Origin of the sequence: Pseudoalteromonas sp. GW168-MNA-CIBAN-0100 (assembly GCF_040309225.1) — a bacterium.
GTDB classification, from domain to species: Bacteria; Pseudomonadota; Gammaproteobacteria; order Enterobacterales; family Alteromonadaceae; genus Pseudoalteromonas; species Pseudoalteromonas arctica.
The window spans coordinates 98,703-120,262 of record NZ_JBEOOL010000010.1; the positions used below are offsets into that span (position 1 = coordinate 98,703).

The following is a 21,560-nucleotide window of genomic DNA, read 5'->3' on the forward strand; positions in this document are numbered from 1 at the left end:
AGGTGAGGTTTTACACCTCGCTTTTTAAACTTTTACTAACGCAACTATTTGAGCAAGCTTTTGATGATTAAGATCTCCCATTTGCTCGCTATTACTGAGCGCATAAATAAAACCTTCATGCTCAGCACAATCAATGTCATCTCGCGATTCAATTACGTTTGCCCAAAGCTCTAAATCATCTAAGTCTATTTCGTTACTTAAACAGCGCTTAAGAACATCAATTAAAACCTCGGTTGAGAGAGTATAATGAGTTTTATTGCTATCAGCAGGGCTTGAAACGATAACCGATATAGCTTCGTCCCTTTGCTCACCAAATGTAATAAATTCAGCTAATGCTTTTTGTGTATTCATAATATTTGTTATTCTTGGCTCACTGTTACTAAAAAGAATTATAATGACTCAACTTAACTGCGCTCAATGCCACAGTACTCTAACGTGTAATGTAGACGATATATCAGCGTGTTGGTGCAATGAGCTGCCGGCTATTTTACCGCTTGATATCACAGCAACAAGTTGTTTATGCCGCAAGTGCACGCTTAATAAAATAAATACTTTTTTAAAGGGTGTTTATACACAACCTATTAAAACTCAAATAGACTTTGCAAAACAATTTAGAGGTAACGAAAATTTAATTGAAGGGCTCGACTACACCATGCAAAGTGGTTACATGATATTTAGTAAGTGGTTTTTTTTAAAGCGTGGTTCGTGCTGCAAAAATGGTTGTAAAAGTTGCCCTTATGGTTTTAGAAAGTAAAAGCTATTTAATACAAATACGAACAAACATTGGTTTTTACCTTCTCATTTTCTTCTCTTTCACTTCTCCTTGTGAGTAATATTTTTAAATACTGTTATTCACAAAGAGGTTTAGAGACGCTGCGCTTTTAGAGTAAGTTATTGTATAAAAATAGTATTCAAATACGAGTAAGCACTGGTTTTTATCTTCTCATTTTCTTCTCTTTCACTTCTCCTTGTGAATAATATTTTTAAGTACTGTTATTCACAAAGAGGTTTAGAGGCGCTGCGCTTTTAGAGTAAGTTATTGTATAAAAACAGTATTCAAATACGAGTAAGCACTGGTTTTTATCTTCTCATTTTCATCTCTTTCACTTCTCCTTGTGAGTAATATTTTTAAATGCAATTATTCACAAAGAGGTTTTGAGGCGCTGCGCTTTTAACGTGAGCAAGCTTTACATATGCAACATGTCTACTTTTCTCCCGTGGCGATGGGCAATGAATCACTTGCGCCCCACTCACTCCACGAGCCATCATAAACACTTAAATTACTGTAACCACACTCGGTAGCAAATAACGCTAAAACACAGGCTGTAATACCTGAGCCACAGCTAAATTGTAGCTGCTGCGCATCACCGACCACGTCATTAAATATCGCTTTAATTTCAGTAAGTGGTTTTGCTTCACCTTTATTAAGTAAATCCATAAAAGGTAACGATCGACTATTTGGGATATTCCCGCTACGCATACCTTTTCGGGGTTCACTTTCTTCGCCTGTAAAACGTTTATAAGCACGTGCATCTAGCAATACAGTGTTAAGCTCATCGATTGCGTCAACCACTTGTTGGCTATTAATAAAATACTCAGAATTATAGTTTGCCGTAAAATCACCTTTACCTGACGCTTTGCTATAACCTTGTTGTATGGCGTAACCGCTCTCTAACCACTTTTTAAGGCCACCACTGAGTACTTTAACATTGTGATGCCCCATAGCTTTAAACATCCACCACGCTCTTGCTGCACTAAATAAACCGCCATCTTCGTATACAACTATAAACGAGTCGTTATGTACGCCTGCATTTTGCATCACGTGGGTAAACTTCTGCTCGCTGCATACCGTACTTGGTAAGGGATTTGATCTATCGGCCAATTCGTTTTTTATGTCAAAACGTTTAGCGTTAGGAAGCATTGCTTGCGGCGAATAAGTACCCAAAACACCTGGGCGCAGCATACCTGCATCAAATATCACTAATGCAGGGTTGTGGAGTTGCTCGTGTAATTGCTGACAGCTAATTAGGTTTTTCACTACGATTCCTTATCACCATGATACTTAGCAAACTCATCGTTACCCGTAAAACGCGCTTCAATCGCTTTAATGTGTTTATCTTCAGTGTGTTTCCAAACGCCAGGAATACAATATACATGTTCAATAAAGCTAAAAAACTTATCCTTTAATAATGCATTTGGTTGCCAGCCCTGTACTACTTCGTTCATATTCTCTGCTAGCTGCTCTGCAGTGCTTGCATGCTTTACCAAACCCTCAATGTTGTAACAGGCTTGTCCAAGAGTTAAAACTCGTTTATTTAGCAGTAATGCTTCTAAGCCGACCGTTGAATTAATCGTTAATACGGCTTCAGCGCACTTAATCAAATCACTTGTTTGATTTCCATTAGCAAAAATTGCAATCGGATCTTTTTCATAAAGATGAGCGTAATGTTTATGCCACGACGGATGCTCTTTAAAAACCACTTTTAAACTTGGATCGTTTAAGCTTTTGACGGCTTTAATCACCTCGTCGTAAAACATGTCCATAGAGTTTATCCATGGAGAAAAGCTAGCTAATTGAGTATCGTGAGGTACTTGAAAAGGCGCAAATATATAGCGTTCTGGCACATCGGCGCATTCAAATTCACAGCGCTTTTTATGATCAGCTCTTGGAATTAAATCCGGCGCACAAAAATTCAACTTATTTTGTGGGTCAAAATTTAGATAAAAAGAAGGGTCACGGCTTAACGACGCATTATAGTTAATACCGCTAGGGTCTAAACTACTTGTACCGGGTAGTAAACCATTTTCATAATAAAATTGCTTAACACCTAATACTTTTGCAGCCATAGCAACGGTCGTATTTGGAAGTTTATTGCCATTCCAAATAACAATGCAGTCAGGATTAGTCTCGGTTAATAAGGCTAAATACTTAGCGTATCGTAATCGTTCAAATAAAACTAACCCAGCACTATAAACTGCAGTAATGATAGAATTATTCCAGATAGCATTACGTGCTCTTTTGCGTTTTAGTTGAGAGTTAACTACATCAGTAAAGTTAACTTGAAACGCATCTTTTAAATATTTAACAGCAGAAAGCTTAGGCGCTCCCATGATGTGTAATTGGCAATCCATCGACAATTTTTTGATTATTTTTTTATAGTATTTTGCGTGTACATTTTTGCGAGAGATAAATAGATAAGCCATACAAGCTATATTTGCCAATTGTTGTTTTTATGAAATAATTCTATGTGGACAATGCCATCAAAGCAAGGTTCCCTTTACTTAATAATTACTTTAAAAGCTTTATAGTTACATTTTTATAATTTCACCACGAAGTGGTGCCATTCTAGAGAGAATATCGTTTTGCAAACTATGGCTAATGTTCTGCTCATTCATTGCATTTATAAGTAAATCAACCACATGATTAAAGTCTTTCTCTGTAATATGCATACCAGTATGAATAGCCACCATAGAGTCGCCATCATATGTACACGGGCCTTCTACTAGCATGCACATATGAGTAATAAACCCTTGGCGAAAGTACGCTATATTGCTGTGTTCAAAGTAATGAATTATCTGCTCGTCATTACCTATTTGATAGATAAAGCTATCAACAATTCTGCCTATCCCCGCTTTACCATCCAGCTTTTGATAAAGTGAGAGCTTAGTAGAGTTCGCGCACCCACTAAGCAACCCTAAACAAATCAAAAAAATACTAGCGCTTTTCATTACCAATACCCTGTTACCGATAAATACCAACCTGTTTGATCGTCAGCCCCTGCAATGCTTCCTAAATCAAGGTAAGCCGCTGTCACACTTACGTGCTTATTAGGCATCCATGCTACAAATAAATCTTTCCAATCTTGTTCGCCTAAGTTTAAGTTATTTGATTTTTGACGATACTCAACACCTACGGCTATTTCGCGACTAAAAAATATAGCTGTGCTGCCTTCAAATAGCACTTTTCCACTACCATTTTCTCCACCGTAGCCAAGCAAACCAAGTTGATTAGCTTCGCTGTATCGTGTAGTTACGTTCCAAAACCAGTTATAGCCAGCAATAGCCCCTAAATGTAATTTACTAGCAGCGAGGTAGTAGTCAGTACCGCTAGTCTCTTCTGCGCCTACAAGTGTTGCAATACTGCCATCATCCAGTGATTTATGCTGAATACCTAAGCTAAGTTGTGGCCAATCACTGTAAACAATATCACCATATAAACGTATTTTAGCACCTGTAATTGATTGCTCTATTTCAGCATCAAGTGCTGGTACATCAAAGCGCTGTTGGGCATAACTGAGCTCAACACGATTAAATAAATTAAGTTGTGCACCACATACGTCAAGTGTGTAGTCGGTTACATCTGCGCGGCTACAAAAGCCATTTACCGAAAATTCATCATCACTTGCGTACCCAGCAAGTTGTGCCCACGGTACAATACCACCGCCGCCACTGCCTTCAATTTGAGAAACTCCCGGTGTAGCTAGCAGTTTTCCATTGCTTGCAATGCTCGGTACACTAATTATTAAAAACAAACTTGCTAATAAGTATTTAATTTTTTTCATAGTATTCCTCCAGCCATTCTTCTAATAGTTCTGCTTTTAAAGGTCTACTTAAGTAATAGCCTTGTGCATGATCGCACTGCATACCTCTAAGTAAATTTAATGAGCCAAGTGTTTCAACCCCCTCAGCTACAACCGAGAAACCTAGCTGATGCCCCAACGTAATTGATGATTGCACTATAAATTGATCTTTTTGCGATTCATCAAGTTTTAGGATAAAGCACTTATCTAGCTTAAGCTCATCAATCGGTAACATTTTTAATCGACCAAGTGATGTTTGCCCTACACCATAATCATCTAATGATATTTTAACGCCAATTGCCTTTAGGTTTTCGAGCGCTTTAATACCTTTTTCTTCGTTTTCGATCATATCGCGCTCAGTAAGCTCAATAGTGATCAGCTTAGGATCTACTTTGTACTTTTTAAGCGTACGAACTAATGCAGCATGAAAGCCCGGAAATGCTATGTCTTGCGCAGATACATTTATTGCAGCCTGTAAGTTTATATTTTTAAACTGCCAATCAGCTACTTGTGCTACAACCGTATTAACAACCCACCCTGTAAGTTCAACAATAAGGCCCGACTGCTCAGCCAAGTCAATAAACAGTTCAGGATTAACCCAGCTACCATCTTTTCGCTGCCAGCGAATAAGCGACTCAACTTTATCTATTTTTTGCGTTTTCATGTGTAATTTTGGCTGATAGGTCATAAATAACTGACCATCATCATCACTAATAGCCTGCTTTAATTCATCAAGCATTATTAAGCGCTCTAAGTGCGCCTCGTCTTCACCATTTTGATAATAATGTATACTCTCTTGTGTGTTTGCAGCACTTTCAACAGCAATTAGCACGCGGCGCATTAAGTCATCACTTGCAATTCCTTGGGTAGGATACTGCACAATGCCCGCACTAAAGCGTAAGTTAATTTTTAGTTTTTGAATGGTGTAGCACGCTTGTAATTGTGCTATTAAGCCAACAATCCCGCTTTTGTGTTCGCGCGCTGCAGCCGTCGGAAACACAGTTAAAAACTCATCGCCGCCAATACGAGCATGAAAGCCCCCTAACTCATCCGAAAACTCACTTATTCTGCAAGCAACAGCCTTTAGGCAGTCATCACCAATGCGCGGACCGAGCTTATCGTTTATATGGCGAAGACCTTTGATGTCTATTGCAACGAGCGTGTACTCGGCTGATGAATCTAATTCATCATCAAGCACCTCAAGCATTGCTGAGCGGTTATAAAAGCCTGTTAGGGAATCGTGTCTGGCTTGAAAGCTAATTTGTTGCTCGCGCTGATTAATATCATTACCCATGCTATCAAACGCTGCGACTAGCGTGTCTATTTCGGTGCTTTGCCTTCGCCCTTTAAATTCAAATGCATAATTCCCTTGCGCAAATTGCCTTGCTATTACAGCTAGTTGAGTAAGTGGCGTAGTTAAATTATTTGCAAATATGCTGCTCGTAATAACACCTACAAACATAGTTAAAATAGCTAAAATAATAAGTGTAAAAAGAAGTTTTTCAAAGTCACTATAACTTTGTGTTAAATCGGCGCTCAGTAAAATAATTATAGGATGGGTCAACAACGATGGTAAATCTATATCTCGGTTACGATACACCAAATATTCACCAAAAAAACGCGATGTGGTTACGGTACTAAAATAGCTAACAGGTTCAAATTGCTCAGGGCGATTAGCTAATGAACTGATAACAATATCGTCAGCGCTGCCTATAAAACTTACATCCATTCCTGTTAAGCTTTTTAGTTCATGGGCTACATTGTCATCAATTTTAAAACCCACCAAACTATATGCCACTGTACGTGGCGCTCTCACAGGTAATAAAATAATTTGGTAAAGCTCGTTATTTAGCACCACAAAACTAGACTCTTCTGGCGCACTTAAAAGCTCTTCCATCAACGGCTTTAAGTTGTGTGCAAAAACGTCTTCGTCAGTATTGGCGGAAATTAGCTTACCCGATAAATCAAGTAACAGCATTAATTCGGCATCAATACGTTGGCTATGATTAAACAACACACTGCTTATTGTCCCGGCATCTCGCGTTGCTACAGCTTGCTTAAAACCAAAGTCGGAGGTGAGTACTTTTGCTGCGGTTAGTAGTAGGCTTTCTTTTGATTTTAAATATTGCTTATAAACATTTTGCGCTACGGTAATGTCTTGATTTACTTTTTCTTCTTGAAACTTACTCGTAGACCACCAAAAACTAAACAAGCTGACCATAGTGGTTAATAACACTAAGCCAACACATAAAATGGTTATGCGATTTCGTAAACTATTAGTCATTACCAGCCTTAAACTTACTACCAAAGGTATTTCTAGGTGCTGGGGTCGATGTGTTTACTGTTATCTGTAACTGTTTTTGAGAATTAATTGTTATCATTTTTTTATTCTCCAATGGCGCTGTTTGTAAAGGGTGCCACACACTCACTTGTGCAGGCAGCGTATTAATAGGCAAACTAACATAGCCTTTTTTATCTGTTTTATATACGGATTCACTACTCGCTACATAGATATAGCCAACCATAGAGTCATGAATATTACACCCTAAAACAACAACCCCTTGTTGCTCAAACGTAATGGGCTCTTTTGGTTGCCCTGAATATAATCTTAGTTGAAAAGGCTTAGCTTGTGAAAAAGAATAAACATGATGGCGAATATTATCGCTGTTAGGAAAGTTAACTTTTTGACCCTGTTGTACAACTAATAATTCGGGTAAAAACTGCTTATGGACTTGATCCATTATAGCAATGGGCAAATTTGATGGTGTGGCTTGTTTGTCAGCAATATTAAGCTCAACCACTGCACCTGATAACTTTTGGCCGTGTTGATCTTCTATTACTAATTCAATATTCGCACTTAAAGCAAATTGACTAAAAAACAAACCTATAGCTAAAAAGTAATGACTTTTAGCAAACTTTTGCAATGCCCGCTCAAACATAACAACACCTAAATATTAATGTTAGGTTAAGTTAATTAGAGACGAGCACTAATTGCAAGAATTATAGCCCAGTAACTAAAAATAAAGACTTAGTTACTGGCTTTGTTAGCACTTAAGTGCTGCTATTTAACAATTAATCCGTAATCGTTATCTAAAATAGTAATGACTTCTTGACGAGGATTCTCAGGGATCACAATATCTTTACCTACAATTTTGCTCGCTATGCCAACATAGGTATTTGACACTTCAAGCATTACTGATTCTGGTAAAATATAATCTTTTGCTAATTGCTCACGCTCACTCATGCGATCTTTATTTAATAATACGTCGCTCTCTGGCACATTATTAATAAGTAATTGGCGAAAACCTTCTTTAGAATTTTCAACAATTTTACCATTTTTGTATGCTGCTTCATCCCAAATACGTGACGAATCAGGCGTGCCTACTTCATCAATATATATAAGCTGTTGCGCGCCATTTAAATCCTCTACATAACCAAACTCAAATTTTGTATCTACAAAAATTTGGTTAAGCTTCGCTAGCTCATCACTAATTAATTTAAAACCTTCAACTAACAGTTTTTCGTATTTGGTTACGTCATCTGCCGATTTAAAGTTAAATACATCTAAGTTATTAGTAATGTTAGCGCGAGTTATATTTACATCATCAACTGGCGGAATATCAGCAACGCCTTCAATAATACCTTTTGTTGATGGCGTAATTAAAACGTTATCAAGCTTTTGGTTCGCTTTTAAGCCTTCTGGCAAGTCAATACCACAAAAGTTACGTATGCCTTTAGCGTAGTCACGCCACATGCTACCCGTAATATATTGGCGAGCAATTGCCTCTACTTTTACTGTACTGGCTTTGCGTACAATCCACACATACGGATGCGGAATATCAACAATATGATTACCCGCAAGGCCTGCTTTATCAAATAACTTAAACCAATGGGCTGCCACTGAGTTTAAAGCTATACCTTTACCCGGTACGCCATTTAAACCATTTTCGCCTTGCCAAATGCAATCAAATGCAGAAATTCGATCTGAAATAACCATAATAGCAAGCTCAGTACCTGTCGGTACTTGGTAGCCTTTGTCTTTAATTAATCGCGCGCTGTCTTCATCAGTTAACCAATAAACTGAACGAACTTTACCGCTGTGTACTTCACCTTTGGTACGAATGGGTAAATCATCGTTTACGTCTAAAACTTTATAGCTAGTCATGCTATCTCCGGGGTTAGGGATGCTCTTTGAGCAAAGTATGGTATGGGGTTATATGGATTGTATAATAATCTAGCCGACCTCAAAGCTCAATCGGATGCTTAAAACAAATAAAGGCATATATTTATAAGCGAGTCGCAATGGGGTAAACTTAATGTGCCAACCAGCCTGAGGAGATAGCTTGAACTACTTAACTGCCACTAAAAATAAAAAATACTTGATGTATATCTCTCAAAATTATTCGTACGCTATCTTGAGGCCTATTCAGGCTGCAGTACTAGCTAATGGTGGCGAAGTGCGCTGGTTTTTAGCGGGTAGCGAAGTAAATCCCGATTTTTTAACCACAAACGAGCAGCGTTTACATACCATAAAAGATGTTAAAAGCTGGGCTCCAAACATTACATTTATACCGGGCAATATAATTCCTAATTTTATTCCTGGTAAAAAAGTGGCTGTATTTCACGGGTTCAATTCAGGAAAATTAAATCGGAAAGGGCATGAGGATCACTTTAACATTCGTGGTTGTTACGATTTATATTGTACGCAAGGTCCAAATACAACAACCCGATTTAAAGAGCTAGCTAAGCAGTATGGTTTCTTTAAAGTAACTGAAACTGGCTGGCCAACGCTCGATCCACTTTTTAGTAATACTTCAAATAATCCTTATGTAAGTGACGACTCTCGCCCTACTTTACTTATATGCTCTACCTTCTCACGAAAGCTATCACTTGCTCCTAAATTATATGAGCAAATAAAACATTTTAGTGAACAAGGTAATTGGCGTATTTTGATGCAATTTCATCCTAAAATGCCTGCCGAATGGGTTAATAAATACAAAGCGCTGAGTAACGAAAACCTAACATTTATTGAAACAGATAACGTCTTGCCGTTACTGCAAGCTGCTGATGTTATGCTGTGCGATACATCGTCAGTTCTTTTAATGTTTTTACTACTACGTAAACCTGTAGTCACATTTTGTAATCAAAAGCCACTTCCTCATTTACTTGATATTACCGACGCTGATGAAGTAGAAGCCGCTATTGAACATGCGCTTACTAAACCTAGTGATTTAATGCAAAATATTGAAAGCTATTGCCAGGAACTTCATCCATACACCGATGGCCAATCTAGCCAGCGCGTATTAAATGCAGCTAATGAATTTTTACAAAGTAACGATAAACTAAAACCCAAGCCACTAAATATAATAAGACAGCTAAAAATGCGCAAAGATCTAAACTACTGGGGTTGGTAACAAGATAATGATCAACCTAAAAAATGTAACTTTTAAGTGGCATAAAAGCGATAGCTCACCCACGCTCAACATAAAAGAGTTAGTTATCGAAAAAGGTGAGCATATTTTTTTACACGGTCCTAGTGGCTCAGGTAAATCGACATTATTAGCGATTCTTGCTGGCATTAATACAGCCACTAGCGGTGAGGTATCAATTTTAAACCAAAACCTAACTACATTAAGCAATACTACCCGTGATGTTTTTAGAGCGGATCACATTGGCTATATTTTTCAAAACTTTAACCTGCTTCCTTATTTAACTCCTATTGAAAATATAACGCTTGGGTGTGAGTTTTCAAAAAGCCGAAAACAAAAAATATTAAAGCAATCATCAAATAAAAACTCTGCCTTACAAAAAGAAGCGATGCGGTTATTAAATGCTTTAGGCCTTACTGCGCAGTATCACCATAAAGATGTAGCGACATTGAGTATTGGACAGCAACAGCGCGTTGCTGCAGCTCGCGCATTTATAGGCAGCCCTGAATTAATAATTGCTGATGAGCCCACATCTGCACTCGATACAAATAACCGTGAGAGCTTTATAAAGCTACTGTTTGAACAAGCAAAGTTATCTAATAGTACATTGGTATTTGTGAGCCACGATGAAACACTAAAGCCTTTATTTGACCGCTCCATTGACCTTATAAGCTTGCAGGAACAAGTATGATCATCGCTAAACTTGCTTACAAAAGCTTATTAAACCGCCGCGCAAGTGTACTGCTTACATTATTTACTATCGCAATTAGTGTAATGTTACTTTTAAGTATTGAGCGTGTACGAATTGATGCTAAAAGTAGTTTTAGTAATACTATTTCGGGCACTGATTTAATTGTTGGTGCGCGTACCGGCGACATACAGTTATTGCTTTCGTCAGTATTTAGAATTGGCCATACTAATAACGGCGTAAGCTGGAAAAGTTATGAATACATAACAAGTCAGCGAGGCGTAAAATGGAGCATACCTATAAGCCTAGGCGACAGCCATAAAGGCCAAGCGGTACTAGGCACAACACTTGATTACTTTAGCCATTATCGCTTTGCAAAAAAACAAAATTTAACCTTTAACAAAGGCCACCCTTTTGCTGCAATTAACGAAGTGGTGCTAGGTAGTGAAGTTGCAAATAAATTAGGTTATAAACTTAACGACTCTATTGTTATATCGCACGGTATGGGGAACACCAGTTTTCATCATCATGACGATAACCCATTTAAAGTCGTTGGTATTTTAAACCCTACAGGCACGCCTGTTGATAAAACGCTGCATATTCCTTTGGCTGCAATCGATTTAATTCACGGCGGTAAAGCTAGCCTTGAGCATGAGCATGAGCATGAGCATGAGCATGGCGAACATAACAACCTAGTTGGGCACCCAAAACAAATCACAGCTTTTTTAATGGGATTCAAATCGCCTTTATACACACTACAAATTAGACGCAATATAAATCAATATAAGCCAGAAGCCTTGCTTGGGATTATGCCAACCGTAACACTTAAAGAGTTATGGGAAATGCTCGCCATAGTAGAAAAAATACTTTTGCTATTCTCAGCTGTTGTCGTGTTAGTAAGCCTACTTGGCATGTTAACGACATTGCTTGCAAATTTAAGTCAGCGTCGCCGCGAACTTGCTATATTACGTTCGGTGGGCGCTCGCCCTTGGCATTTATTTACACTTATAAGTATTGAGTCACTACTTACCACTTTACTTGGTTGCCTAGTAGGTAGTGCGCTTTATTACTTAATGATTTTTTCAGCCAGCGGTTACTTACAAAGCCATGCCGGTATAAGCGTAAATATTACAACGCTCTCTTACTATGAACTGGGCTTAATCGGCGTTATTATGGCTGCTGGTTTTATTATTGGTTTAATACCCGCTACTCGCGCTTATTTTTATTCACTCAGCGACGGCATGAGTATAAAAACATAATTTTTAGGTATTTTATGACATTTTTTAAAACAGCAGTTAATTACAGCTTGTGTATTAGCTTATTATTTATAAGCTTTATAAGCAGTGCCAACCCACCAAAAGAAATTTTTTGGGAAGACTTAATCCCTAAAAACCACGTGCAAATAGACACTCAAGCACAAGCTAATCACGAAGGTAGTGATCAAAACTGGGTGCAACCCGATTTAGATGCTCCAGTGGTAAAGGCACTTGATGGCCAATCGGTGAGTTTGCCTGGTTTTGTTGTGCCACTTGAGGGCGATAGCGAAGTAATTACCGAGTTTTTACTCGTTCCTTATTTTGGCGCCTGTATACACGTACCACCGCCACCGCCAAATCAAATAGTCCATGTAACAATTAAAGGTGGAGTACCAATAGATAGCCTATACGACGCAATTGTTGTAACTGGAATAATAAGTACTGAAACATGGTCGGGCGAAATAGCGCAGGTAGGATATAAAATGAAAGCGGTCGGTGTAGCACCGTTCGAGCTTTAAAATAAAGGGCCCGTTTTTAAAGCTGGCCCTTAAATATCATTAAATTTAGAATCGATAAAATTTAAATAACTAGATAACTACTTTTGGCAATTTGAGCAAAAAATAGTACTGCGCTGCCCCAATCTAATTTCTTCCAATTCGTTTTCACACGTCATACATGGCTTGCCTTTGCGCCCATATACTAATAACTCTTGAGCAAAATACCCAGGCTTACCATCACTTTGTGCAAAGTCTTTAAGCGTTGTACCACCTTGCATAATGGCCGCAGCAAGCGTGTCTTTTATAATAGGGATAAGTGCTTGATAACGTTTGAGCGATACTTTTCCCGCTTCTCGCTTTGGATGTATACCCGCTTTAAATAACGATTCATTCGCGTAAATATTACCAACACCAACCACCACTGCGTTATCCATAATAAATTGCTTTACGGGTACTTTTTTATTGCGCGACTGTTCGTACACGCGTTTAGCAAAAAAATCATCGGTAAGCGGCTCAGGGCCTAGCTTAGAGAGTAGCTTATGCACTTCACCTGGCTCTTGCCATAAGCAGCAACCAAAGCGACGAGGATCGTTTAAGCGCAGTGCTTTACCGTTGCCAAAAATAAACTCTACGTGGTCATGCTTTTTAAGCGGCTCACTTTTATCTACAACACGTAAATTACCTGACATACCCAAATGTAAAATAGTGCTCCCAAGCTCACAGTGCAAAAGTAAGTATTTAGCTCGTCGTTCAATACTAGTAACAATTAGCCCTTCAAGTTGATACACGTCATCAGGCACTGGCCAGCGCATACTGGCATTGTAAATATTTACCTTTGTAACAACTTGGTTTTGTACGTGGGGAGTGATGCCCATTCGGCTCACTTCTACCTCTGGTAATTCAGGCATTAATTAGACTCACTTTGTGAAAAATCAAAACTAGGAAATAACTGCTGTGCAGTTTTTAAATCGAGTGCGAGTATTCGTTGGCTACTCTTTTCGAGTAAGTAATATTGCCCATCGCCTTTATAAAGCAAATAAACCCAAGGTAAACTCTCGCCAGCCAACTCAAATGTAGCAACATATAAAGGCGCATTAGGATTAAAAACAACAGATTCGTTAACGCCCATTAACTGCGCGCTTTGCCATTGGTTAATTAAATCACTAAGTTGCTGCTCAGATGCTTGCCACACAAGCGGTATGTCTTTTTGTAGTGGGGTTGTACGCCAGCTTGTTCCTATTCGCTCAATTTTTTGATCAACAAATTGCAGTGTCAGTACAAAACTTTGCTGGGGGAGTACGGCTTGTAATGTTGGTTTATCCTCCCCTCCCAAAAGTTGCTTATGCCAGCCATTTAAGAAGAAGATCATAATCAACATCGAAAATATTATAACGTTGTTCCAACCTTTACGGCCCAGTCGCATATTAATACACCTAGTAAATTCAAGATTTTAAAGTGTAACTAAAACTTAATTGCGCTGTCTATATGTTAAAGGCCGCAGACTTTGTTAGAATATCGGCAAATTTAAAGGAGTTCCGTCAATGTCTATGTATGTAGTGGGCCATAAAATCCCAGATTCAGATTCTATTTGTGGTGCAATTGCACTGGCTTATTTAAAAAACCAAATCGATGAGCCTGCAATTCCAACTCGTCTTGGTGAAATTTCACCTGAAACTCAATTTATCCTTGATAAATTTGGCTTCGAAGCACCAGAGCTTAAATTAAGCTACGCGGGTGAAGATGTGTATATTGTAGATCACACAGAAAAAACACAAGCACCCGATGATATCGACCAAGCTCGCGTTGTTGGCGTGGTAGATCACCACAAATTAGGTGACTTAACATCATCTACTCCGCTTGAATGTTGGATTCGTCCTGTTGGTTGTTCAAACACCATTATTAAAATGATGTACGACTTCTACAGCGTAGAAATCCCTAAAGACATCGCGGGTATTATGATGTGTGCAATTTTAAGCGACACAGTCATATTTAAATCACCAACATGTACCACTGCCGATATTAAATGTGTTGAAGCGCTAGCTGAAATTGCAGGCGTAGAAGACTTTAAAGAATTGGGTATGGATATGTTCCGCGTTAAATCTGCGGTAGAAGACACACCAGCACGTGATTTAGTAATGCGTGACTTTAAAGATTTCAACATGAACGGTAACCTAGTAGGCATTGGCCAACTAGAAGTAATCGACCTTGCTGTTTTTGACGATATTAAAGCAGACCTTGCAGCCGATATTGCTAAGCTAAAAGTTGAGGGTAATCGCCACTCTGTATTTTTACTGCTTACCGATATAATGAAAGAAGGCTCAGAAATGCTAATTGTATCTGACGATGCAAACTTAGTTGAGCAGGCTTACGGTGTAAAACCAGAGGATGATAAAGTATGGTTAGATGGTGTACTGAGCCGTAAAAAGCAAGTAGTACCACCACTACAAGATGCATTCACAAAAATCTAATTGTGTTTTCATTTATTGATTTAAAAGCCTTGTTGGTTATGCCAACGAGGTTTTTTTATATCAATTCACTAATCATATTTTTAAAAACAAAAAACCCAGCCTAAGCTGGGTTTTTAAATTCTAAAAGAACTAAAATTACTTAATTTTAGCTTCTTTAAAAAGAACATGTTTACGAATCTTTGGATCAAACTTTTTGATTTCCATCTTCTCAGGCATGTTACGTTTGTTTTTGTCAGTAGTGTAGAAAAAACCAGTACCGGCAGTTGAAACTAAACGGATTTTATCGCGCATGATTCAGATCCTTAAACTTTAACGCCGCGAGCACGGATTTCTGTAAGAACCGTGTCGATGCCTTTTTTATCGATAATACGCATACCTTTAGTAGTAGTGCGTAATGTTACAAAACGTTTTTCACTTTCAACCCAAAAACGGTGTGTTTGTAGGTTAGGTAGGAAACGACGTCTAGTCGCGTTTCTCGCGTGTGAACGGTGATTACCAACCGCAGGACGCTTACCTGTAACTTGACATACTTTAGACATGTCTATATATCTCCAATAACTTCGCTCGAGCTTAATTTAATCTAAGGCCGTGTATTTCCGCCCTAGAGATAAATCGAAGGGCGCTCTTTATACAGCTTTTACAGGCAAAGATCAAACACTGATCTATCCAATCAGCTCATATATGTAAATTTGATAGCGGCTAATTATAAAGATCGAATGCCCTTAGGGAAAGTAAAAACTGCATTTAAATTAAACTAATTTGCCAAAACACGTTAAACAGCTCATTTTTAATACACTTCTGTATCTAACAAAGCTAAATCAGGCCTCGCTCGGCAAACGAAACACACGTTTCTCCACCAACAATGATGTGATCGAGCACACTTATGTCGACCAATTGCAGTGCTTGCTGCAATTTATTAGTAATAAGTTTGTCTGCTTGGCTCGGTTCTGCAATACCACTTGGATGATTATGCGCAAAAATAACAGCGGCTGCATTATTTTTAAGGGCAGCCTTTACCACTTCACGCGGATAAACGCTGGCAGAATTAATTGTGCCATAAAAAAGTATTTCATCTTTTACTAATCTATTTTGGCTATCTAGGTATAACACCATAAATACTTCTTGTTGCAAACCTCGCATTTGAATTGTTAGGTAATCGTAAACTGAGTTTGGCGAATTAAACACGGCGTCTCGTTGGCAACGCTCCTGCATATAACGTTGGCTTAGCTCTAACACAGCTTGTAGCTGAACATACTTAGCGGTCCCTAACCCCTTTTGAGAGCAAAACTCCTCAATGCTGGCATTAAACAAATTATGAAGTGTTTTATTCTCGTTTAATAAATGCTGAGCCAACTCAATTACATTCATTCCCGGTAACCCTGTTCGTAAAAATATGGCAAGAAGCTCTGCGTCAGTCAGCGCCTTAGCCCCCTTTGCTATGAGCTTTTCACGAGGTCGAAGTGAGTTTGGTAGTGACGTAAGTTGCATTATTCATCCTTGAGAGGCGAAAGTGTCTTATAAATGTAATGCAAATTTGAAATTTAGCCTGTTATTTCGAATTAAAAAACTTCGCTGTATGGGTAAAGATTTGTTATTTTAAGCCCAATATTTAATAAAAACTGATGAACATCCATGACTAACTTAACAAACAAAAAAATTGTACTAGGTATTACCGGCGGTATTGCAGCTTATAAATGTGCAGAACTCGTTAGGCGATTAAAAGACTCTGGTTGTGAAGTAAAAGTAGTTATGACTGAATCAGCTAAACACTTTATTACAGCACTGACCATGCAAGCCGTTAGTGGAGAAACAGTCTCTGACTCATTACTAGACCCTTCTGCTGAAGCTTCAATGGGGCATATTGAATTTGCAAAATGGGCTGACTTAATTTTAGTTGCTCCAGCGACGTGTAATATTATTGCTAAAATGGCAGCCGGCATTGCTGACGACCTACTAACGACGTTACTGCTAGCAACGCCTGCAAAAGTCGCAGTTGCACCAGCCATGAACCAGCAAATGTATGCACACGCAGCAACACAAGCTAATTTAGCCACATTAAAAGCACGTAACGTACTTATTTGGGGCCCGGGTAAAGGTGAGCAAGCCTGCGGCGATATAGGCGCTGGACGCATGTTAGAGCCACATGAGCTAGTTGCGCTATGTATAGCAAAAGAGCAACCGCAATTACTTGCAGGAAAAACAATTACAATAACAGCAGGCCCAACGCGTGAGCCTCTCGATCCGGTACGCTTTATATCAAATCACAGCTCTGGAAAAATGGGTTATGCACTGGCAGAAGCCGCGTTGCAACTCGGTGCTAAGGTTAATTTAATTTCGGGTCCAGTCACTATAAAAGGCCCTACTGGCGTAAACCTTATCAATATAGAAAGCGCTGAGGAGCTATTAACTGAGTCACTTACCTATGCACCACAATCAGATGCTTTTATAGGTTGCGCTGCTGTTGCGGATTATCGAGCTGCAAACATTGCGACTCAAAAAATGAAAAAACAAGGCGACGAACTCACCCTTACTTTAACTAAAAACCCTGACGTAATTGCAGCTATTGCCAACCTTACACAAAACCGCCCCTATACGGTTGGATTTGCCGCCGAAACTCAAAATGTAGAAAGCTATGCTAAAGGTAAACTAAAAAATAAAAATCTAGATATGATTTGCGCTAATGACGTATCAAAAAGTGGCTTAGGGTTTAATTCCGATCATAATGCTTTAACACTATACTGGCATAACGAACAACTAGAATTACCAACTACAAGTAAAATAGAAATAGCTCGCAAGGTGATCGAACAGCTGGCCAAACATCTATAAAAGGCTGGAAACAAACTGAATAAAACATTAACATACGCCATTCATTTGAACAAAAAATGACTAGGGTTCTTAACTGCGCCACTAAGAATAACTAATAAAAAGGAATGTTCATGCCTGCGACAAAAAGAAGTAATCGCAAAGAGCAAATACTGCAAGCACTCGCACAAATGTTAGAAACTAATTTGGGACAACGCATCACCACAGCAAAACTAGCTGCTGAGGTGGGTGTGTCTGAAGCTGCGCTATACCGTCACTTTCCGAGCAAAGCGCGTATGTTTGAGGGCTTAATTGAGTTTATTGAAGATACCCTTTTATCTCGTATAAATATTATTATTGAAAACGAAAAAGAAAGCCAAACGCGCATTTATAACATTCTATTATTACTTCTAACCTTCGCTGAAAAAAACCCAGGTATTACTCGCATTTTAACTGGCGATGCTCTGCAAGGTGAGCAGGAACGTTTACGCGAGCGGGTACAAAGCTTGTTTGAAAAATTAGAAACTCAGTTTAAACAAGTACTTCGTGAGCGTAAATTACGTGAAGGTAAAAACTTTCAAAGTGATGAGCTTACACTTGCAAACTTTTTACTTGCCTACGTTGAAGGCAAAATGAATCAGTTTGTACGTAGCGACTTTAAAGCAAAGCCAAGTGTTCAATTTGAAAAACAATGGCTTGAGCTACAAAAAATTTGGCTGTAATTACTGCTAAATTAATAAATTAAATACCAAAAAACGACCTACGGGTCGTTTTGTCGTATGTAGCTGCCATTTAACTGATCCGCTCGAATTATGAACCAAACTCGTTACAATGAAACAATGTCATAATACGAGAATCAATAATGAAAACAAAACTCACCTTATTAAGCACGGCACTCGTTGCCAGCTTAACTAGCACCGGCATACACGCCAAAGAATCGCTACAATTTAAAGACGTTTTTAGTTTTAAATCAGCTAAAAGCACGCAACTATCTGACAATGGTCAAGTACTCACTTTTAGTGCAACGCCGTATCGTGGAAATGCAACTGGCCAAGTTTACTCACTACAAAGCAATACTCTCATCGCAGAAGTAGAGCGCGGCACTAAACCTCATATTAATAAAGCCGCTAACTGGGTCGCTTTTACACAAGTACCTACATTACTTGAAAAAGAAACAACCAAAAAAAAAGACACACTTAAAAACAATCTGGTACTCGTAAACACACAATCAGGTGCCCAACAAAGCTTTGCTGATGTAAAAGATTACACGGTATCTGATGACGGCATGTGGCTTGCTTATCGTTTAAATAAAAAAGACGATGACGCAAAAGTAGAAGATAAAACCGATAGCACTAAAAACGAAGAAGACAACGCTATCACGCCCGATAAAAAAGATAAGAGCTATGCGCTTGTTATCGTAAATTTATCTGATAAACGCACCCATACAATAGAAAACGTATTTAGCTACGCTATTAACTCAGCTAACAGCCAACTATTAGTGAGTCAAAGTTACAGCGACGGTAATAACAACCAAATAGCGCTAATTGAGCTAAGTAACTTTAATAGCAGCGTATTAATTGATGAACCGGGCGTAATCGCAAATAAAATAGCGTGGCACCCAACTGACAATATTGCAGTGTTTACATTAGGTAACTATGTAAATGATGACACGCGCCGTCGAAGCTACACTTTACAGCTATATAAAAACGATAAACTTTCAACAATAGCCTCACCTGATAAAACCTGGGTTTTAGGTAAAACAGCATCCCTTAAATGGTCAGAAAATGGCGAGCGCTTATATTTTGAAAACCATCCAAAATTAGCAGCTAAAGTAAAAGCCAAAGAATATACCGACGAAGCCTCATTGTACGATTTTGACACTATACGCGAACATAAAGGTTTAGATGTATGGCACAACAACGATGCGCAAATAAAGCCGCGTGAAGAACAGCAATGGAACGAAGTTAATAAAAACCGCCATTACAGCGCGGTGTATCACGTTAACTCGCAAAAAGTGGTACAGCTAAGTACCACTAATATGCCTGAGGTTGCACTAAACCCTGAGCGAGATGTGTCTTTACTTGGCTCATCTAACATCCCCTACCTAGAAAAAATAATGTACGGCGGTTTTTTTGCTGATTACTTTGCAGTAAATATAAACACCGGTAAACAAACTCCCATTATTAGTAACTACCCGTTTAAACCGAACCTTGCACCGAATGGAGAGTTTGCGGCTTACTTTAGCGATAGCCAAATACAGTTAAAAGATTTAAAAAATAATAAAGTAACACCGCTTACAAAAGCGATTCAGGCAACCTTTGCTGATGATAAACACGACTACCCTTCGACTCAACCTGGTTATGGTTTTGCTGGTTGGATGACCGATAGCAGCCAAGTGCTTGCTTATAGTAAATACGATATTTGGGCGTTTGACGTAAAAACGCAGCAAGCTAAACGCCTAACTAATGGTAAACAAAGCAATTCGCAGTACCGTGTTATTAAGCTTGATAAAACCCAAGTGGGCTTTAAAAAAGGCGATACATTACTTGTCTCTGCTATTAATCTACAAACTAAACAAAGCGAAGTGGCAAAGCTCGACTTAACCACTAACACAATAACTAACGTGCTTAGCGGTAATAAACGCTTTGATATGGTTAAAAAAGCCAAAAAGGCTGACAAGTATTTATTCACCTCGCAAACTTATAGCCAATATCCTGATTACTACCAAACTAATTTTAGCTTTAGCGCACCAAAACAAGTAACCACGCTAAACCCACAAATTAGTAATTTTGCCTGGGGCGAAAAGCCAGAACTAATAAGCTATAAAGGCTTTGACGGCGAAGATTTACAAGGCGTCCTAATAAAACCAGCGGGATATAAAAAAGGCGATAAAGCACCTGTGGTTGTGTATTTTTATCGTTATATGAGCCAGCGTATGTATGATTTTCCAAAAATGGAATTAAACCATCGCCCTAATTTTCCTATGTTTACCTCAAACGGTTATGCGGTATTTTTACCTGATATTCGTTTTGAAATAGGTCACCCGGGTAAATCGTCAACGCAAACCATGATAAACGCCACCCAAAAATTAATAGATTTAGGCATAGCCGACCCAGATAAAATTGGCTTACAAGGTCACTCTTGGGCAGGTTATCAAAGTGCATTTATGATAACCCAAACAGATATGTTTAAAGCGGTTGTATCTGGCGCTCCAGTATCAAACATGACAAGTGCTTACAGTGGCATACGTTTAAAATCGGGCCTTGCTCGTCAATTTCAATACGAAACAGGACAAAGCCGTATTGGCAAAAACTTATTTGAAGCACCAGAACTTTATATAGAAAACTCACCGGTGTTTTTTGCAGACAAAGTTAATACGCCTATCTTAATAATGTCTGGCGACAAAGACGATGCAGTACCTTGGCATGAGAGCGTGCAGTATTACTTAGCTCTGCGCCGTGCAGGAAAAGATGCTACATTTTTACAATACGAAGGTGAACCACACCACTTGAAAAAGTTTCCTAATCAGGTCGATTTTTCAGTACGTATGATGCAGTACTTTGATCATTACTTAAAAGGCAAACCAGCTGAAAAGTGGATGACAAAAGGCGAGGCATTTATAGAGGAATAGATATAACATTTATTCAGAGCTCTACGTAAGCGATAACGTTGAGCTCTGCGTCAATTAAATCAAGGCGAGGCATATTACATTTAAGTAATCAGTCACTACCTAGTCCTTCATACCTTTGAAAAATGCTGTAATGATCTTTAAACTTTTATAAACACCACCGTATATAAGCGTTTTAATCAAAGTAAAAAACTATAATAAAAGCCTAATAT

Annotated in this window: 22 protein-coding genes; 9 read left to right on the forward strand and 13 right to left on the reverse strand. The window is 38.6% G+C overall.

Going from position 1 to position 21,560, the window contains the following annotated elements; all coding sequences use genetic code 11:
* Positions 1 to 24 precede the first annotated feature (24 nt).
* Entirely contained in the window at positions 25 to 351 is a 327-nt protein-coding gene (locus AAEY62_RS08290) for a hypothetical protein (protein ID WP_024590658.1), read from the reverse strand.
* A gap of 43 nt (positions 352 to 394) precedes the next feature.
* Between AAEY62_RS08290 and AAEY62_RS08295 the strand changes: the two genes are divergently transcribed.
* The gene (locus tag AAEY62_RS08295; protein ID WP_350634784.1) at positions 395 to 754 is read left to right on the forward strand and encodes a DUF5522 domain-containing protein; all 360 of its coding nucleotides are present in this window, start codon (positions 395 to 397) and stop codon (positions 752 to 754) included.
* 450 nt (positions 755 to 1,204) lie between these two features.
* Here AAEY62_RS08295 and AAEY62_RS08300 read toward each other — a convergent pair whose 3' ends face one another.
* The 7 genes from AAEY62_RS08300 to AAEY62_RS08330 form a co-directional block, all read right to left on the reverse strand.
* A complete protein-coding gene (locus tag AAEY62_RS08300) occupies positions 1,205 to 2,038 on the reverse strand; it encodes a sulfurtransferase (protein ID WP_350634785.1) in 834 nt (277 codons plus the stop codon).
* A complete protein-coding gene (locus AAEY62_RS08305; protein ID WP_350634786.1) occupies positions 2,038 to 3,132 on the reverse strand; it encodes a capsular polysaccharide export protein, LipB/KpsS family in 1,095 nt (364 codons plus the stop codon). The genes AAEY62_RS08300 and AAEY62_RS08305 overlap by 1 nt, the downstream gene beginning before the upstream one ends.
* A gap of 177 nt (positions 3,133 to 3,309) precedes the next feature.
* Positions 3,310 to 3,729, reverse strand: coding sequence for a group I truncated hemoglobin (locus tag AAEY62_RS08310; protein WP_350634787.1), 420 nt, complete (start codon positions 3,727 to 3,729; stop codon positions 3,310 to 3,312).
* A complete protein-coding gene (locus tag AAEY62_RS08315) occupies positions 3,729 to 4,562 on the reverse strand; it encodes a DUF3034 family protein (RefSeq protein WP_350634788.1) in 834 nt (277 codons plus the stop codon). Before AAEY62_RS08315 ends, AAEY62_RS08310 begins: the two co-directional genes overlap by 1 nt.
* Positions 4,549 to 6,864 (reverse strand): bifunctional diguanylate cyclase/phosphodiesterase, encoded by a 2,316-nt coding sequence (locus tag AAEY62_RS08320; protein ID WP_350634789.1) that lies wholly within the window; start codon positions 6,862 to 6,864, stop codon positions 4,549 to 4,551. The genes AAEY62_RS08315 and AAEY62_RS08320 overlap by 14 nt, the downstream gene beginning before the upstream one ends.
* Positions 6,857 to 7,519, reverse strand: coding sequence for a methylamine utilization protein (locus AAEY62_RS08325; RefSeq protein WP_007581955.1), 663 nt, complete (start codon positions 7,517 to 7,519; stop codon positions 6,857 to 6,859). The genes AAEY62_RS08320 and AAEY62_RS08325 overlap by 8 nt, the downstream gene beginning before the upstream one ends.
* Positions 7,520 to 7,641: 122 nt before the next feature.
* Complete coding sequence (locus AAEY62_RS08330) at positions 7,642 to 8,745, reverse strand: phosphoribosylaminoimidazolesuccinocarboxamide synthase (RefSeq protein WP_010553317.1); 1,104 nt, start codon at positions 8,743 to 8,745, stop codon at positions 7,642 to 7,644.
* A 178-nt stretch (positions 8,746 to 8,923) separates the two neighbouring features.
* Between AAEY62_RS08330 and AAEY62_RS08335 the strand changes: the two genes are divergently transcribed.
* Genes AAEY62_RS08335 through AAEY62_RS08350 form a run of 4 tightly spaced genes read left to right on the forward strand, consistent with a single transcriptional unit; the run spans position 8,924 to position 12,471 of the window.
* Complete coding sequence (locus AAEY62_RS08335) at positions 8,924 to 9,994, forward strand: CDP-glycerol glycerophosphotransferase family protein (protein WP_350634790.1); 1,071 nt, start codon at positions 8,924 to 8,926, stop codon at positions 9,992 to 9,994.
* Positions 9,995 to 10,001: 7 nt separating this feature from the next.
* Complete coding sequence (locus AAEY62_RS08340) at positions 10,002 to 10,700, forward strand: ABC transporter ATP-binding protein (RefSeq protein WP_101163691.1); 699 nt, start codon at positions 10,002 to 10,004, stop codon at positions 10,698 to 10,700.
* Positions 10,697 to 11,956 (forward strand): ABC transporter permease, encoded by a 1,260-nt coding sequence (locus AAEY62_RS08345; RefSeq protein WP_350634791.1) that lies wholly within the window; start codon positions 10,697 to 10,699, stop codon positions 11,954 to 11,956. The genes AAEY62_RS08340 and AAEY62_RS08345 overlap by 4 nt, the downstream gene beginning before the upstream one ends.
* Before the next feature lie 14 nt (positions 11,957 to 11,970).
* Positions 11,971 to 12,471: a DUF3299 domain-containing protein gene (locus tag AAEY62_RS08350; protein WP_350602938.1), complete on the forward strand. Its 501-nt coding sequence runs from the start codon at positions 11,971 to 11,973 to the stop codon at positions 12,469 to 12,471.
* A 77-nt stretch (positions 12,472 to 12,548) separates the two neighbouring features.
* Here AAEY62_RS08350 and mutM read toward each other — a convergent pair whose 3' ends face one another.
* Together mutM and AAEY62_RS08360 are read right to left on the reverse strand one after the other, a co-directional pair.
* Entirely contained in the window at positions 12,549 to 13,358 is an 810-nt protein-coding gene (mutM, locus tag AAEY62_RS08355; protein WP_007581941.1) for a bifunctional DNA-formamidopyrimidine glycosylase/DNA-(apurinic or apyrimidinic site) lyase, read from the reverse strand.
* The gene (locus AAEY62_RS08360) at positions 13,358 to 13,873 is read right to left on the reverse strand and encodes a hypothetical protein (RefSeq protein WP_007581940.1); all 516 of its coding nucleotides are present in this window, start codon (positions 13,871 to 13,873) and stop codon (positions 13,358 to 13,360) included. Before AAEY62_RS08360 ends, mutM begins: the two co-directional genes overlap by 1 nt.
* A gap of 118 nt (positions 13,874 to 13,991) precedes the next feature.
* On the opposite strand from AAEY62_RS08360, the gene AAEY62_RS08365 reads away from it, so the two are divergent.
* On the forward strand, positions 13,992 to 14,918 hold the full coding sequence (locus tag AAEY62_RS08365; RefSeq protein ID WP_197173269.1) for a manganese-dependent inorganic pyrophosphatase: 927 nt from the start codon (positions 13,992 to 13,994) through the stop codon (positions 14,916 to 14,918).
* 135 nt (positions 14,919 to 15,053) lie between these two features.
* On the opposite strand, the gene rpmG is transcribed toward AAEY62_RS08365, so the two are convergent.
* The 3 genes from rpmG to radC all read right to left on the reverse strand — a co-directional run bounded on the left by rpmG (position 15,054) and on the right by radC (position 16,406).
* Positions 15,054 to 15,209, reverse strand: a complete 156-nt coding sequence (gene rpmG, locus AAEY62_RS08370; protein ID WP_004335545.1) for a 50S ribosomal protein L33 — start codon at positions 15,207 to 15,209, stop codon at positions 15,054 to 15,056.
* A gap of 11 nt (positions 15,210 to 15,220) precedes the next feature.
* Positions 15,221 to 15,457 (reverse strand): 50S ribosomal protein L28, encoded by a 237-nt coding sequence (gene rpmB / locus AAEY62_RS08375; RefSeq protein ID WP_004335549.1) that lies wholly within the window; start codon positions 15,455 to 15,457, stop codon positions 15,221 to 15,223.
* 274 nt (positions 15,458 to 15,731) lie between these two features.
* Complete coding sequence (radC, locus tag AAEY62_RS08380; RefSeq protein ID WP_007581936.1) at positions 15,732 to 16,406, reverse strand: RadC family protein; 675 nt, start codon at positions 16,404 to 16,406, stop codon at positions 15,732 to 15,734.
* A 144-nt stretch (positions 16,407 to 16,550) separates the two neighbouring features.
* Between radC and coaBC the strand changes: the two genes are divergently transcribed.
* The 3 genes from coaBC to AAEY62_RS08395 all read left to right on the forward strand — a co-directional run bounded on the left by coaBC (position 16,551) and on the right by AAEY62_RS08395 (position 21,351).
* Positions 16,551 to 17,744, forward strand: a complete 1,194-nt coding sequence (coaBC, locus tag AAEY62_RS08385; protein ID WP_350634792.1) for a bifunctional phosphopantothenoylcysteine decarboxylase/phosphopantothenate--cysteine ligase CoaBC — start codon at positions 16,551 to 16,553, stop codon at positions 17,742 to 17,744.
* A gap of 110 nt (positions 17,745 to 17,854) precedes the next feature.
* Positions 17,855 to 18,442, forward strand: coding sequence for a nucleoid occlusion factor SlmA (gene slmA / locus AAEY62_RS08390; RefSeq protein ID WP_007581932.1), 588 nt, complete (start codon positions 17,855 to 17,857; stop codon positions 18,440 to 18,442).
* A 140-nt stretch (positions 18,443 to 18,582) separates the two neighbouring features.
* Positions 18,583 to 21,351: a S9 family peptidase gene (locus tag AAEY62_RS08395; RefSeq protein WP_350634793.1), complete on the forward strand. Its 2,769-nt coding sequence runs from the start codon at positions 18,583 to 18,585 to the stop codon at positions 21,349 to 21,351.
* Positions 21,352 to 21,560 lie beyond the last annotated feature (209 nt).

Bases quoted from the DNA above. Each gene is read 5' to 3' on its own strand.
- AAEY62_RS08330 (WP_010553317.1), bottom strand. From the start codon at position 8,745: ATGACTAGCTATAAAGTTTTAGACGTAAACGATGATTTACCCATTCGT.
- AAEY62_RS08305 (WP_350634786.1), bottom strand. From the start codon at position 3,132: ATGGATTGCCAATTACACATCATGGGAGCGCCTAAGCTTTCTGCTGTT.
- slmA (WP_007581932.1), top strand. From the start codon at position 17,855: ATGCCTGCGACAAAAAGAAGTAATCGCAAAGAGCAAATACTGCAAGCA.
- AAEY62_RS08310 (WP_350634787.1), bottom strand. From the start codon at position 3,729: ATGAAAAGCGCTAGTATTTTTTTGATTTGTTTAGGGTTGCTTAGTGGG.
- AAEY62_RS08365 (WP_197173269.1), top strand. From the start codon at position 13,992: ATGTCTATGTATGTAGTGGGCCATAAAATCCCAGATTCAGATTCTATT.
- radC (WP_007581936.1), bottom strand. From the start codon at position 16,406: ATGCAACTTACGTCACTACCAAACTCACTTCGACCTCGTGAAAAGCTC.
- rpmB (WP_004335549.1), bottom strand. From the start codon at position 15,457: ATGTCTAAAGTATGTCAAGTTACAGGTAAGCGTCCTGCGGTTGGTAAT.
- AAEY62_RS08295 (WP_350634784.1), top strand. From the start codon at position 395: ATGACTCAACTTAACTGCGCTCAATGCCACAGTACTCTAACGTGTAAT.
- rpmG (WP_004335545.1), bottom strand. From the start codon at position 15,209: ATGCGCGATAAAATCCGTTTAGTTTCAACTGCCGGTACTGGTTTTTTC.
- AAEY62_RS08350 (WP_350602938.1), top strand. From the start codon at position 11,971: ATGACATTTTTTAAAACAGCAGTTAATTACAGCTTGTGTATTAGCTTA.
- AAEY62_RS08290 (WP_024590658.1), bottom strand. From the start codon at position 351: ATGAATACACAAAAAGCATTAGCTGAATTTATTACATTTGGTGAGCAA.
- AAEY62_RS08315 (WP_350634788.1), bottom strand. From the start codon at position 4,562: ATGAAAAAAATTAAATACTTATTAGCAAGTTTGTTTTTAATAATTAGT.
- mutM (WP_007581941.1), bottom strand. From the start codon at position 13,358: ATGCCTGAATTACCAGAGGTAGAAGTGAGCCGAATGGGCATCACTCCC.
- AAEY62_RS08340 (WP_101163691.1), top strand. From the start codon at position 10,002: ATGATCAACCTAAAAAATGTAACTTTTAAGTGGCATAAAAGCGATAGC.
- AAEY62_RS08320 (WP_350634789.1), bottom strand. From the start codon at position 6,864: ATGACTAATAGTTTACGAAATCGCATAACCATTTTATGTGTTGGCTTA.
- AAEY62_RS08325 (WP_007581955.1), bottom strand. From the start codon at position 7,519: ATGTTTGAGCGGGCATTGCAAAAGTTTGCTAAAAGTCATTACTTTTTA.
- coaBC (WP_350634792.1), top strand. From the start codon at position 16,551: ATGACTAACTTAACAAACAAAAAAATTGTACTAGGTATTACCGGCGGT.
- AAEY62_RS08395 (WP_350634793.1), top strand. From the start codon at position 18,583: ATGAAAACAAAACTCACCTTATTAAGCACGGCACTCGTTGCCAGCTTA.
- AAEY62_RS08360 (WP_007581940.1), bottom strand. From the start codon at position 13,873: ATGCGACTGGGCCGTAAAGGTTGGAACAACGTTATAATATTTTCGATG.
- AAEY62_RS08345 (WP_350634791.1), top strand. From the start codon at position 10,697: ATGATCATCGCTAAACTTGCTTACAAAAGCTTATTAAACCGCCGCGCA.